This window comes from Noviherbaspirillum sp., assembly GCF_035254685.1.
Classification (GTDB): Bacteria; Pseudomonadota; Gammaproteobacteria; order Burkholderiales; family Burkholderiaceae_D; genus Noviherbaspirillum.
In genome coordinates, this window is record NZ_DATFAI010000016.1 from 1 (window position 1) to 13,837 (window position 13,837).

The window sequence follows — 13,837 nt, forward strand, 5'->3', positions numbered from 1 at the left end:
GCCTACCACGTGGTGGCGACCCATCCGCAGATCATGCCGTTCACGGGCGATGCCAACAGCAAGTACGCGCTGTATGGCGACCATGTGAATCTGGCGATCACACCGTTCGGCGTCACCTCGCCGCACCTGGCGGACAAGGACCTAGAACAGCAGGAAGTGATGGACGCGTTCCTGCGCTACAACGGCAGGGTGGTGCCGAAGGACACCGCGATTACCGTTCCCGACGGCATGTCCGCCCGCAAGGTGATGGGTGACTTCAATCGCAAGCGTTTCGGTGCCATGGCTGGCGTCAATCTCGATTCCGCCAGCGATGCCGAGGTCCAGGACGCATTCACCTACAACGTCTTTCCCAACATGTCGCCGTGGGGCGGTTTCTCCCCCAGCGTGCTGTACCGCTGGCGCCCATGGCCGGACCAGGACCACACCCTCATGGAAGTGCGCATCCTGACGCCTGTCCCCGAAGGCAAGCCGATGCCGGCGGCCGTACCGATGCAAATGCTGAACCCCAGCGAAACGTGGGGATCGGCGCTGGGCGTGCTGGGCAGCATTGTCGACCAGGACATGGGCAACCTGCCGCACGTGCAGACGGGCATGAAGGTATCGCCGAACAAGCAGTTGCACCTGGCGAATTACCAGGAGGTGCGCATCCGTCATTTCCATCAAACCCTGGACAAGTACCTCGCTTCGTGATCATTGCAACGAAAAAAACCAGCCTGAAGCGGCGTTCGGGGCGTGCCAGCCGCGAACAGCTGCTCGAGGTGGCGGCCCAGCTCTTTGCGCGCATGGGGCTGCATCGCGTCACGCTGGCGGAAATCGCCGGAGCGGCGGGCATGTCCGGCCCGGCCATCTACAACCACTTTCGGTCCAAGGACGCGCTGTTCTGTGAAGTGGTTTGCCTGATGTATGACGAGGAGACGGCAGCCTTCAGCGAAGTGCTCGACCCCCTCGATTCCGTGCAGGAAGGGCTGAACCGCCTGATGGAGCAGGTGCCGGCGATGTATCGCGACGACGGCGTGCTGCAATTGCTCGGCCTGACCGCGCAGCTCGAAGCCGTGCGCGACCCGGAGGCCTTCGCCGCCATTTCGGAAGCGGCCCGGCGGCGCGATGAGGTGGCGATACGCCTGGTCGAGCGCGCCATGCGCAAGGGCGAAGTGCCGGCAGACGCCGATGCCACCGAACTCGGGTCAATGATGATTTCACTGTTCATCGGCGCGCTCGGCAACCGCGCGCTGCGCGCATCACGACACGGCCAGTTCGTGCACAGCATCGAGGCCTTGCGCGGCATCGTGCGCTTGCTGGGAAACGATAGTGCGACAAAGAAAGAGGGCATCGCGCGCACTCTTGCGTGACGGCCCGGAATGTGGAGGCGGACCGTGTGCCGCCTCCTGGTAGAAACCTTCATGGCAAACAGTAAAGGAGACAATCCATGAGCGACCAAGCAACGATGAACTCCGCCTCCGGGCAGCAAGCGGCGGAGGCCGGCAGCGACTGGGCCCGGCTGCGCCGCGAGTCGGGCAATGCGCTGCGCCGGAGAACCATCAATCACATCAAGAACGGCACGACCGACCTGGCGGACGGCCCGATGCTGGTCGATCCAGGCGCATACACCGATAGCGCCCGCCACGAGCAGGAAAGGCAGGTTCTGTTCCAGCAGCGGCCAATGCTGGCGGCGCTGACCGGCGACCTGCCGGAGCCGGGGGATACTTTCCTCTTCGACGAGACCGGCCCGTCGATCCTGCTGGTACGCAACAAGGCCGGCAAGGTCAACGCCTTCTTCAACATGTGCACGCACCGCGCGGCGAAACTCGTCACCGAACCGGGGCGCAAGAATCGCATGAGCTGCAAGTTCCACGGCTGGACCTTCGATCTCGATGGCAAGCTGGTGGGCCTGCCCGGCCCTGAGGGCTTCAAGGGCATCAACAAGGATGATCGCGGCCTGATCCCGGTTCCAGCGGCGGAGTGGCATGGCCTGATTTTCGTGCGCGCCGTACCGAACGGGGAGCCGATCGACGTCGAGGCGCATCTCGGCAAGGCGTTTGCCCGCGAGCTCGCCCACCTGGAACTGGAAAAGGCGCGGCCGATGAAGAGCACGCGCTTCGGGGTCAACAGCAACTGGAAATACGCGCTCGATACCTATGGCGAGGGCTACCATTTCGGCACTCTGCATCCGACCAGCATCGGCGCGCTGGCCTTCTCCAACATCATGAGCTATGACAACTACGGGCCCAACCATCGACTGGCGATGCCGCGTGCCGAGTTCATGGAGTACAGTGACAAGCCCGAGGAAGAATGGCCGGATACGACCTACAATGGTCTGTATTACATCTTCCCCAACACCGTGATCAATGCCAACAGCATCAAGGGCGGCAAGCAGTTCTACGGCATTTCCCGCGTCTTCCCGAACGAAAAGGTTGACGAGGCCACCACAGTGATTTCCACCTACAAGCCGGGTCATATGCTCGATGTCGAAGAGACCGCATCGTGGACGGAAATGCATGACTTCATCGTCAAGGTCGTCAGCACGGAAGACTACTCCGTGTCGGAAGATGGTCAGCGCAACATGAAATATGCCCCTGCCGGATTCAAGCCCGTCCTGGGCGCCAACGAACTGGCACTGCAAAACATCCACCGCCACATCAGCGACCTGCTCGCACAGGCGGACAAGTAATTCCTCCTCCCTCCCGCATTGCCGCGCTTCATGCGGCAATGCCGGCACACGTGCACGGAAATCTATGTACGGCAATACGTGCAGGTGAGTGCCCTCCGGCAGAAAACGAAGCGCAAAACGCGCGGCAATGCCATCTGCCGGATATCTACCCGGCGCGAAAAATTTTTGCTTTTTCTGCCTCACCTGTGTTAAAACATACCGTCTGAACTGTTTTATACTTGGGCGCGCAAGCTTCTGCGCCCGAAGCGGGCGACACGACCAACAACCATGCAAGCGAAGAAAGCGTGACATGACGACAGAACTGAAGATTGGAAGAGATAAGGCGGCTGCGGCCACATCGAAACAAAAGAGCGGGCTCTCGCGGGAGCAGCTTTTGAAGGCATACCGGCAGATGAAGGTGATCCGCGAGTTTGAGGATCGCGTCAACACCGAATGCCTGACTGGCGCCATTCCCGGATTTACCCATCTGTACAGCGGCCAGGAAGCCGTTGCGGTGGGTGCCTGCGAACACATGAACGATGCCGACTACATCATCAGCACGCACCGCGGCCACGGCCACTGCATCGCCAAGGGTTGCGACGTGGTGGGCATGATGAAGGAGCTGCATGCACGACGCGACGGCCTCAACGGCGGCAAGGGCGGTTCCATGCACATTGCCGATGTCGGCAAGGGAATGCTGGGGGCCAATGGCATCGTCGGCGCCGGCTCGCCGATCGCCCTCGGCGCGGCCATTGCGTGCAAGCTGCGCGGCGAAGGCAGGATCGCGGCGTCCTTTGTCGGCGACGGCGCCTCCAACCAGGGCACCGTGTTCGAAGCCATGAACATGGCCGTGGTACTGAAGGCACCGAAGGTTTTCGTCTTCGAAAACAACGGCTATAGCGAACATACCGGCGCCTCCTATGGCATCGGCTGCGACGACGTCGTCAAGCGCATCGAGGGCTTCGGGATTCCGGTGTTCCAGGCCGATGGTTTCGATTTCTTCTCGGTGTACGAAGCCATGGGCAAGGCGCTTGCGATTTCACGCAACGGCGGCGGTCCGAGCGCGATCTATTGCACGACCATCCGCTATTTCGGCCATTTCGTCGGCGATCCCCAGAACTACCGCGCCAAGGATGAAGTGCAACGCTTCCGCGAGCAGAGCTGCTGCCTGCAGAACTTCCGCAAGCGCATGGCGCAAAGCGGCGAACTGGACGCCGCCAGCCTCGATGCCATCGACCGTGAAGTCGGCGCGCTGATCGAGCGCGCGGTGACGGAAGCGCGCAACGCGCCGCGTCCGCAACCGGAAGACCTGCTGAAGAACGTATACGACAACTATTGATTCGGGCCCCTGCCATGACTAAAAAGACAATGCGAGAAGCCATCAACGAAGCCCTGCACCAGGAGATGGAACGCGATCCTTCCGTGATCGTGATCGGTGAAGACGTATCGGGTGGCGCAGGCGGCAGCTCCGGCCAGCGCGATGCGGCCGGCGGCGTTTTCGGCCTGACGAAGGGTCTGCTGCCGAAGTTCGGCGAAAACCGCGTGATCGACACGCCGATCAGCGAGTCGGCGATTATCGGCGCGGCCAATGGCGCCGCCCTGGCCGGCTTGCGTCCGGTGGCGGAAATCATGTTCTCCGATTTTATCGGCGTCTGTTTCGACCAGATCCTCAACCAGGCCGCCAAGTTCCGCTACATGTTCAACGGCGCGAAGGCGCCGCTGGTCGTGCGCATGACCGTCGGAGCCGGACGCAGCGCGGCTGCACAGCACTCGCAGACCATGCATTCCCTGCTGACCGCGATTCCCGGCATCAAGGTGGTCATGCCTTCCAATGCGTATGACGCCAAGGGCCTGCTGCTGCAGGCGATCCGCGACAACGACCCGGTCATGTTCATCGAGCACAAGATGCTCTACAACGACGCTTGCGAGGTGCCGGATGGCGACTACACCATTCCCTTCGGCGAAGGGGTCATGGTCCGTGAAGGTGAACACGCGACGGTGGTGGCAAGCGGGCAGATGGTCAAGCTGGCTGCCGGCGTGGTGGACAAGCTTGCGGCGGAAGGCATTCGCTGCGACCTGATCGATCCGCGCACCACGTCGCCGCTCGACGAAGAACTGATCCTCGAAAGCGTGCGCGAGACAGGCCGCCTGGTCGTCGTGGACGAATCGACCCCGCGTTGCGGCCTCGCTGCGGACATCGCCGCACTGGCTGCGCGCGAGGCATTCTTCAGTCTGCGCGCTCCAGTCGCCACCGTGACCCCGCCGCACACGCCGGTTCCGTTTGCACCGGAACTAGAGCGAGAGTACCTGCCGGACGCCGCGCGCGTCGAGCGGGCCATCCGCTCGGTCCTTGCGCATTGAAGGGGATGACATGAGCAAGATCCATCCCATCACCATGCCCCAATGGGGGCTGGAAATGACCGAGGGCAGCATCGCCGCATGGCATGTGGCGATCGGCGATCGCGTCGAAAAAGGCAGTGCGCTTGCCGATGTCGAGACGGCAAAAATCGTCAACACACTGGAAGCGATGGGCGATATGGCGGGCGTCGTGCGCCGCCTGATCGGCAGCGTCAATCAGGTGGTGCCGGTCGGCGGTTTGCTCGGCGTCGTCGCCGATGCCGACGTCAGCGAAGAAGAAATCGACAAGTTCCTGGCGGATGCAGGGCATGCGGTCGCACCGGCGCAAGCAGCGCCTGCGGCCCAACCAGCGCCTGCGGCCCAACCAGCAGCCCAACCAGCAGAGCCCGCCGTCCCGGCTGCAGCCTCTGCGCCGGCCGCGGCAGCAGTCAGTGTTGCAGCGACGGCACAGAAGACCATCGAGGAACCCGCGGAGGTCGCGACGGCGGTCGCCCAGCCGGCACTGAGCGAGGCGGAACTGGATCACATCATCGCCGCAAACGCGACGGTCAACGCCAGCCCGGTCGCACGCCGCCAGGCCAACCGCGCCGGTATCGACTTGTCACGCCTGCAAGGCAGCGGCCGGCATGGTCGTGTCTCCGTGGCCGACGTGATCGCGCTCCAGCCCGGATTGAAAACAGTCGCACCCGATCTGCCGCTGCCCGACGACCGACAACTTGTCGAGCGCAACAGCAGAGTGCGCGCTTCGCCGGTCGCGCGCCGCGTGGCGAACCGGCATGGGATCGACCTCGCTGCCGTCACGGGAACCGGGCGACATGGCCGGATCTCCGTGGAGGACGTGGAGGTCATGCTGGACACCGTGCTTCCACGAATAGAAACCGCAGCGGCAACGCCGGTCAGCCGGGCAGATGTGCGTGCCGGCCCGGCAGCGCGCAAGCTGGCGGCGGACAACGGCGTGGACCTCGCCACCGTGCAGGCAAGCGGACCGCGCAACCTCGTCCTCAAGTCCGATGTCCAGGAATCGATCAGGAATACGGCGCAGCGTGGCACCTCCGCGCCGCAGGAGGAGAAGGCTGCGGACGATCACCAGCTCATCGCGCTGACGCCGATGCGCAAGGCGATTGCCGCGAGCCTCACGCAGTCCAAGCAGAACATCCCGCATTTCTATCTGACGGTTGACCTGCAGCTCGACGCATTGATGAGCCTGCGGCAAACGATCAATGCGCAAAGCGAGGGGCGCCGCAAGCTTTCCATCAACGACTTCCTGATGCGCGCGGTTGCGCTGGCGCTGCATGACGTCCCGGCGGCCAATGTCCATTTCACCGACGCCGGCATCAAGCAGTTCAGTGGCGTGCACCTGTGTCTGGCCGTGGCAATCGATGGCGGGCTGGTCACGCCGGTGATCCGCAATGCGGAGAACAAGGGCGTGTTCGCGATCGCTGCCGAGGCGGCGGATCTGGCCGAACGGGCGCGCAAGCGCAGCCTGACGCAGGCGCAACTGAGCGGCGGCACCTTCACGGTGTCGAACCTGGGCATGTTCGGTATTCGCCAGTTCGACGCCGTCATCAATCCGCCGCAAGGAGGCATCCTGGCAGTGGGCAATGTGCGGCGCGAAGCGTGCGAGGGAGCCAACGGCGGCATCGAATTCCGTTCGGTGATGTCGGTCACGATGTCGTGCGACCACCGTGCGATCGACGGCGCGGTCGGGGCCGAGTTCCTGGGCGCGGTGCGCAAGTGGGTCGAGCGGCCGTACGCCTTGCTGGCCTGACGATAAACAGAGAAACAGGAGACATGTATGGGAGGACGTTTGCAGGGCAAGGTGGCACTGGTCACCGGCGGCGCGAGCGGCATTGGTGAAGCGACGGCGCGCCTGTTTGCGCAGGAAGGCGCGCAGGTCGTGCTGGCCGATATCAATGAAACGGCCGGCGCCGCGCTGGCAAAGACGCTGGGCATGCATTTCATTGCCACGGACGTGAGCAGTGAAGAGCAGGTCGAGCGGGCCGTGAAATACACGCTGGAGCGCCACGGCCGCATCGACTGCATGATCAATAACGCAGGGGTGGTCGGCGCAGTCGGCTCGATCATGGAAACCACCGCGCAGGCATGGCGTGCCACCCAGGCGGTGCTGCTGGATAGCGTGTTTTTCGGGATCAAGCATGCTGCGCGTGCCATGCGCGAGCAGCGCAGCGGCGTCATCCTTTCCTTGTCCAGCATCGCCGGCGTCATGGGCGGCCTGGGGCCGCACGCTTACACCGCGGCCAAGCATGGCGTGGTCGGGCTGACCCGTTCCGCCGCATCCGAGCTGTCGGCGTACGGCATCCGGGTGAACGCGGTTGCGCCCGGCACGACCGTCACGCCGATGATCGAGCAGGTGCGCGGCGGCAAGGAAGCGGCCATGACTGGCGCAGCGCAGGTATCGCCATTGGGCACGGCGCTGCTGCCGGATGAAATCGCCGCAGCCTTGTTGTTCCTCGCGAGCGACGCCGCGGCTCACGTGACGGCGCATACCCTGGTCGTCGATTCCGGCGTCACCGCGGGCGGCTTCGCCTCGGGAGCCAGCGTGCTGCGCGACCGTCCCGTGGCGTTCATGGGACCGTCCGGCGAGCAATGACCCAGCCATGCAAGGAGTGGAGAAAAAACAATGAGTGAACGTCTCAAGGACAAGGTCGTGCTGATTACCGGTGCGGCCAGCGGGATCGGCGCGCAGGCCGCGCGGCAGTTTGTCGCGGAAGGGGCGAGGGTCGTCATTTCAGACGTCAATATCGATGCCGGCAGCAAGCTTGCGCGCGAACTCGGTGCGACTTTCGTGACAGTGGATGTCAGTGTCGAGGGTCAGGTGCGTAGCGCAGTCAGCCTGGCAGTCGAGCAGCATGGCAGGCTCGATTGCATGATCAACAACGCCGGGATGGTCGGCGCGGTCGGTTCTATTCTCGACACGCGCGCCGATGACTGGCACCGCACGCTCAGCGTGCTGCTGGACAGCGTTTTCTATGGCATCAAGCATGCCGGCGCACAGATGCGCAGGCAGGGCAGCGGCGGATCGATCATTTCCCTGTCGAGCTTGGCCGGCGTGGCCGGCGGAGTGGGGCCACATGCGTACAGCGTTGCGAAGGCCGGCGTAATTGCGCTGACCCGCGGCGCGGCGTCGGAGCTCGCGCAATACGGCATTCGTGTCAATGCAGTGGCACCGGGCCTGGTCGTCACGCCGCTGGTGGACAAGGTCTACGGCGGCCGCGACAAAGCGGAGCAGGGCGCGGTTGCCAATTCTCCGTTGGGAAGCGCCGCCATGCCGGAAGAGATCGCCGAAGCGCTCTGCTATCTGGCAAGCGACGAAGCGCGCCATGTCAACGCCCACACGCTGGTCGTCGATTCCGGGGTGTCGGTCGCAGGGTCCTCCGCTTCCGCCCAGTTCCACGCTCGCCCCGCAGGTTTCCTCGGCACGATGCCGAAGCAGTATCAGTGATTGATTGGAGTTTTTAGTATGCCTAATGTGGTTTTTGTGTTGCCTGACGGCGAGTCGAAGGAAGTCAGTGTCCTGAAAAACGCCAGCGCGATGAGCGGCGCCGTGCAAAGCGGCGTGAGCGGGATCCTCGCGGAGTGCGGCGGCGCCTGTGCTTGCGCCACCTGCCATGTGTATGTCGACCCTTCCTGTGAAAACCTGTTGCCGCCGGTAGGCGACCTCGAAAGCGAACTGCTGGAAGCGGTCGCTGCCGAGCGCAAGCCGAACAGCCGCCTCAGTTGCCAGATCAAGGTCACGCCGGAGCTTGACGGACGCCTGGTCCTGCATGTGCCGGACCGCCAGTCGTGATGAATCGTAATGAAGCGCGCAGCACGTCCATCAACCAGCCATCGAGGTGCGAGACCATGAACCCGGCAATTCAGTTCGACATCGAAGGAAGCATTGGCTTTATCCGCTTCAACCGGCCCGACGTCCTCAACGCGCTGAACGTGGAAATGGCACAGCAACTGGCCGAAGTGTGCCGGAAAGTGGCTGCCGACCCGGCGGTACGCGTTGTTGTATTGAGCGGCAATGGCCGGGCATTCATGGCGGGCGGTGACCTGCAAGCGATGCGGGCGCAGCCCACTGAGGCGGTGAACAGCCTGATTCCGCCTGTGCACGAAGCGGTACGACTGCTTGCGGAGATGCCGAAACCCGTCATCGCCAGCGTGCACGGCGCGGCCGCCGGCGCCGGCATGAGTATTGCGCTCGTGGCGGACATGGCGCTGGCCGCTGCCAACATCCGCTTCAATTTCGCCTATAGCGCAATCGGTACCAGCTGTGACGGTGGCATGTCCTGGTCGCTGCCGCGCCTCGTCGGCATGCGCAAGGCGATGGAAATCGCCATGGTCGGCGACGTGCTGGATGCGGCCGAGGCATTGCGTCTCGGACTCGTCAACCGCGTTGTCGAACCGGACCGGCTTGAAGCAGAAACGCTGGCAATGGCCCAACGCCTGGCACAACGCGAGCCGCATGCGCTCGCGCATCTGAAGCGCCTGATCCGTGTCTCTTCGCTGCAGACGCTGTCCGCCCAGCTGAATGATGAATTCGCAGCGTTCGTCGATTGCGCGCGGCGCCCAGAATTTGTGGCGGCAATCGATAGCTTTTTTGCGCGGCGCTAACCAGACGAGGATGACCATGAGCCAATCCGGCACAGAAGAAAAGTTTGTTCCCCGCGAAGACAATTCTTCGTATGAGACCGATGAGCCCGTGATCTATCGCGTGGTGGATGGGATTGCCACCGTCACCATGAATCGGCCCGCGTTCAACAACGCGCAGAACTCGCAGATGACGTATGCGCTGGACAAGGCATTCCGGCAAGCAGTCGACGACGACGCCGTGAAAGTGATCGTGCTGCGCGGCGCAGGCAAGCACTTTTCAGCGGGCCATGACATCGGCACTCCCGGCCGCGATATCAACAAGCCATTCGACCGTGTGAACCTGTGGTGGGATCACACCAACAAGCCAGGCGGGGAATTCCTGTATGCGCGTGAGCAGGAGGTGTACCTGAACATGTGCCGCCGCTGGCGGGAACTGCCCAAGCCGACCATTGCGATGGTGCAGGGCGCCTGCGTTGCCGGCGGACTGATGCTGGCATGGGTGTGCGACCTGATCGTCGCCAGCGATGACGCGTTTTTCCAGGACCCGGTGGTCCGCATGGGCATTCCTGGCGTGGAATATTTCGCCCATCCCTATGAGCTCAATCCGCGCATCGCCAAGGAGTTTCTCTTCACCGGCGAGCGCATGAGTGCAGAACGTGCCTATCAGATGGGCATGGTCAACCGGATACTGCCACGCAGCGATCTGGAGGCCGGGACGTACGCGCTGGCGGCACGCATCGCGCAGCAACCACGCATGGGGCTTGCGCTCACCAAGCAGGCGGTGAATCACGTCGAAGATCTCCAGGGCAAGCGCAATGCGATGGAGGCGGTGTTCGCCTGGCACCATTTTGCGCATTCCCACAGCGAGCTCGTTTCAGGCGACCGGATCGGCGGCTTCGACGCCAAAAGCATGGCGGCAGCCAACAGGAAAGCAGCCGAATAAAGAAGAAATCCACAAGGAGACACATTGAGCAACTACGACAGGTTTTATATCGATGGCAAGTGGTGCGTGCCAGTCGGACAGCAGGTGCGCGACGTCATCAACCCGGCGACCGAAGAAGTGTGTGCGCAGATCCGCATGGGAAGCGGCGAAGACGCGGACAGGGCCGTGCTGGCGGCGCGCCGCGCATTTCCGTCCTGGGCTGAATCGACCCGCGCACAGCGCATGGCTTTGTTCGAACGCATCATCGATGTGTATCAGCGGCGGCTGCCCGAGCTGGGAAGAGCGGTGTGCGACGAGATGGGCGCGCCCCTGCAAATGGCGACCCAGATGCACGCAGCAATCGGCCTCGGCCACTGGAAGGCCAACCTCGAGATCCTGCGTGACTATGCGTTTGAACGGGAACAAGGCAAGAGCGTCGTGCGACGTGAGCCGGTTGGCGTCTGCGTCCTGATCACGCCGTGGAACTGGCCCTTGAACCAGATGGTATGCAAGATCGCGCCGGCGCTCGCGGCAGGTTGCACCGTAGTGCTCAAGCCGAGTGAATTGTCGCCCCTGTCGGCGGTGCTGCTTGCCGAGATCCTGGATGAGGCCGGTGTGCCGCCGGGCGTGTTCAACCTGGTGCAGGGTGATGGGCCCAACATCGGCGCGAAACTCGCGGCGCATCCCGAAGTCGACATGGTTTCCTTTACCGGCTCCAAGCGCGGCGGCGTGGCAGTTGCCACGGCCGCTGCAGAGACAGTCAAGCGCGTTGCCCAGGAGCTCGGCGGCAAGTCCGCCAACATCATCCTGACGGAGAAATCGTTTTCGCAGGCCGTGCGCGCCGGTACGACGGCATGCCTGATCAACAGCGGACAGACCTGCAAAGCACCGACCCGCATGCTGGTGCCGGCAGCGCGCCACGCCGAAGCCGTGGAGCTCGCGCGCGAGGTGGCCGAAGCCTATCGGGTTGGCGATCCGCTCGACGCCGCTACGCAGATGGGGCCGCTCGCCAACCGCATGCAGTATGACAAGGTGCGGCAAATGATTGCCATGGGCATCGAGGAAGGCGCGCAACTCGTCTGCGGCGGGACAGAACGCCCGTCCGGCATGGAGAAAGGGTTCTTCATTCGCCCCACCGTGTTTGCCGGGGTGAACAACGCCATGCGGATCGCCCGCGAAGAAATCTTCGGGCCGGTGCTGTGCATATTGCCGTTCGCGTCGGAAGACGACGCGGTGGCAATGGCCAACGATACGCCCTACGGCTTGTCCGGCGCAGTATGGGCCGACACCATGGAAGAGGCGGCGCGTGTCGCGCGGCGACTGCGAACAGGTTCGGTGCACCTGAACGGCGCGCCCTCGGACCTGATGGCGCCGTTTGGCGGTTACAAGCAGTCGGGCAATGGACGCGAGTGGGGTGTCGCCGGATTCGAAGAGTTCCTGGAATCCAAGGCACTGATTGGCCTGGAGTCGGTGTCGTGATCCCTTCATGCGGGCAGCACGTGGTGCGAGGCCGATCGATATGAGCCGGCCGACCGTCGCAGTAGGCGTACATCTTGGCCTGATGGCAACGATGGTCGTCTGGGCCTTGAACGTCACGATCGTCAAATGGCTGACCGGCGGCATGGACGTGACGCTGGTTGCCAGCTTGCGCATGGTGTTTGCGTTTGTCGTGCTGTTCGTGTTCCTGCTGGCAAGCGGGCAGCGTTTTCCGCGCTGGCGCGGCACGACGCTTGCGCTCGCGCTACTGGCTGCCATGCTGATGGTGTATGCGAACCAGATGCTGTTTGCAGCGGCCATGGACAGGACAACGGCCAGCAATGCGGCACTGATCCTTGCGCTGAATCCCTTGCTCAACGCGCTGCTGGAAGCGTCTGTCTTTCGCAAGCGGCTTACTGCGCCATTCGTCATCGGCGCGCTGCTGGCGGTCGCTGGCGTCAGCATGGTGATCCTGAACCGCCCGGGAGCCGCTTTCGCTGCGCCTACGCTGGGCGACGTGCTGGTGCTGGCGTCGATGGTCGCCTTCGCCACCGGCGTACTGATCGTTCAGCGCCTGGTACGGGACCACAGCGCGCAGGAAATCAATGCATTCCTTTATCTGGCTGGGACATGCGCACTGGTATTGCATACCGTCGCTACGGTGCCATCCCCCGCGATGGCGATTCAGAGCCTGAGTCTCCTGGAGTGGGCAGGTGTGGCCTTCTCCGGTGCGGTCGCGACCGCCATGGGCGCAATCGCTTGGACGCGCGGCGTTGCTGCCATGGGGCTGGGGCGGGCGGCAGTCTACATGTCGTGGGTGCCGGTGCTGGGCGTGGCATTCGCTGCGCTCCTGCTGGGCGAAGGCCTCACGGTGTGGCATTTCTTCGGAAGTGTTCTTGTACTTTCCGGAACCGTGCTGAGCTCCGAGCGATTCCGTCAGCTGACACCGCTGTCAGGACGATGATGCTGGCCCGGGCATGCGTTGAACTATGCCGGGCCATTCGAAAATTTTGCCATTGAGGGTCTTTGTATTATGAGTAGTGAACTGCCGGCCGCCATACGCGAACTTGCCCCAGAGGGCTTGTCGCCCCGTTCGGGTAGCCAGCAAGAACTGAAAAGCTCGAAAACGCGCGAGACGATTCTTGAGTCCACGCTCGACTGCCTGGCGGAGCATGGCTACGCCAGTACGACCCATAACCTGATCTGCCAGAAGGCCAAAGTGTCGCGCGGAGCGATGCTGCATCATTACCCGACCAGCCAGGACCTGATGGTCGCCGTGATCGATTACGCGTTCTACAAGCACATGACGGCGTTCAGTCACATGGTGAGCAGCCTGACCGATGAAGACCGCCAGAACCGCAACACCGCGATCGTGATTGATTGGCATTTGTGCCAGTCGCGCGAGATGCTGGTGTATCTCGAAATGCGTACTGCGTCGCGTACCAACGATGAACTGCGCGCCATCTTCCTGCCCCGGGCACGGCATCACGACCTGGTCTGGAAAGAGGAACTGCTCAAGGTGTTTCCGGAGTGGCGCGACGATATGCGCAAGCTCGACCTTACGCGCCGCCTGGCGCGCGCGATCATCGAGGGCCTGACCCTGAGCCGGGAGTTGTGGCGCGACAGCAGTTCCGAGTGGGCCTTGCTCGCGTTTACCGCCGACATGCTGCGCGGGATCCGCATCGGCGAAATGAGCTTTCCTTCCGGTGAGCACATTGAAGCGTTCAAGAAGTCGGCCACCATCACTGCAGGCAAGCGGTCGCGGAGCCGTACTGCGGCGGCGACCGGACGCCGCCCGCGCAAGGGCGAGGTCGACTGATCTGGCGTGCGCATGT

General features: G+C 63.2%; 14 protein-coding genes. All 14 read left to right on the plus strand.

The genetic code is table 11. The features are described from left to right. On the plus strand, positions 1 to 690 hold a 690-nt coding region (locus VJ698_RS03755; RefSeq protein WP_324101347.1), incomplete at its 5' end, for an RHO alpha subunit C-terminal catalytic domain-containing protein. After that, the gene (locus tag VJ698_RS03760) at positions 687 to 1,349 is read left to right on the plus strand and encodes a TetR/AcrR family transcriptional regulator (protein WP_324101348.1); all 663 of its coding nucleotides are present in this window, start codon (positions 687 to 689) and stop codon (positions 1,347 to 1,349) included. The genes VJ698_RS03755 and VJ698_RS03760, both read left to right, overlap by 4 nt. A gap of 77 nt (positions 1,350 to 1,426) precedes the next feature. Further along, positions 1,427 to 2,668 (plus strand): aromatic ring-hydroxylating dioxygenase subunit alpha, encoded by a 1,242-nt coding sequence (locus VJ698_RS03765; protein WP_324101349.1) that lies wholly within the window; start codon positions 1,427 to 1,429, stop codon positions 2,666 to 2,668. 391 nt (positions 2,669 to 3,059) lie between these two features. Next, positions 3,060 to 3,986: a thiamine pyrophosphate-dependent dehydrogenase E1 component subunit alpha gene (locus VJ698_RS03770; RefSeq protein ID WP_414691104.1), complete on the plus strand. Its 927-nt coding sequence runs from the start codon at positions 3,060 to 3,062 to the stop codon at positions 3,984 to 3,986. Between the two features lie 14 nt (positions 3,987 to 4,000). After that, the gene (locus tag VJ698_RS03775) at positions 4,001 to 5,008 is read left to right on the plus strand and encodes an alpha-ketoacid dehydrogenase subunit beta (protein ID WP_324101351.1); all 1,008 of its coding nucleotides are present in this window, start codon (positions 4,001 to 4,003) and stop codon (positions 5,006 to 5,008) included. A 10-nt stretch (positions 5,009 to 5,018) separates the two neighbouring features. Further along, positions 5,019 to 6,773: a 2-oxo acid dehydrogenase subunit E2 gene (locus tag VJ698_RS03780; protein ID WP_324101352.1), complete on the plus strand. Its 1,755-nt coding sequence runs from the start codon at positions 5,019 to 5,021 to the stop codon at positions 6,771 to 6,773. 27 nt (positions 6,774 to 6,800) lie between these two features. Continuing rightward, positions 6,801 to 7,616 carry an SDR family oxidoreductase gene (locus tag VJ698_RS03785; RefSeq protein ID WP_324101353.1) on the plus strand — a complete coding sequence of 272 codons (816 nt, stop codon included), beginning with the start codon at positions 6,801 to 6,803 and terminating at the stop codon, positions 7,614 to 7,616. Positions 7,617 to 7,646: 30 nt separating this feature from the next. Beyond that, positions 7,647 to 8,468 carry an SDR family oxidoreductase gene (locus tag VJ698_RS03790; RefSeq protein ID WP_324101354.1) on the plus strand — a complete coding sequence of 274 codons (822 nt, stop codon included), beginning with the start codon at positions 7,647 to 7,649 and terminating at the stop codon, positions 8,466 to 8,468. Between the two features lie 18 nt (positions 8,469 to 8,486). Then, the gene (locus VJ698_RS03795) at positions 8,487 to 8,813 is read left to right on the plus strand and encodes a 2Fe-2S iron-sulfur cluster-binding protein (RefSeq protein WP_324101355.1); all 327 of its coding nucleotides are present in this window, start codon (positions 8,487 to 8,489) and stop codon (positions 8,811 to 8,813) included. A 56-nt stretch (positions 8,814 to 8,869) separates the two neighbouring features. Continuing rightward, the gene (locus tag VJ698_RS03800; RefSeq protein ID WP_324101356.1) at positions 8,870 to 9,625 is read left to right on the plus strand and encodes an enoyl-CoA hydratase/isomerase family protein; all 756 of its coding nucleotides are present in this window, start codon (positions 8,870 to 8,872) and stop codon (positions 9,623 to 9,625) included. 16 nt (positions 9,626 to 9,641) lie between these two features. Further along, positions 9,642 to 10,547, plus strand: a complete 906-nt coding sequence (locus VJ698_RS03805; RefSeq protein ID WP_324101357.1) for an enoyl-CoA hydratase — start codon at positions 9,642 to 9,644, stop codon at positions 10,545 to 10,547. A gap of 24 nt (positions 10,548 to 10,571) precedes the next feature. Further along, entirely contained in the window at positions 10,572 to 12,005 is a 1,434-nt protein-coding gene (locus tag VJ698_RS03810; RefSeq protein ID WP_324101358.1) for an aldehyde dehydrogenase family protein, read from the plus strand. A 7-nt stretch (positions 12,006 to 12,012) separates the two neighbouring features. Further along, on the plus strand, positions 12,013 to 12,966 hold the full coding sequence (locus VJ698_RS03815) for a DMT family transporter (protein ID WP_324101359.1): 954 nt from the start codon (positions 12,013 to 12,015) through the stop codon (positions 12,964 to 12,966). A 69-nt stretch (positions 12,967 to 13,035) separates the two neighbouring features. Then, a complete protein-coding gene (locus VJ698_RS03820) occupies positions 13,036 to 13,821 on the plus strand; it encodes a TetR/AcrR family transcriptional regulator (RefSeq protein ID WP_324101360.1) in 786 nt (261 codons plus the stop codon). Positions 13,822 to 13,837 lie beyond the last annotated feature (16 nt).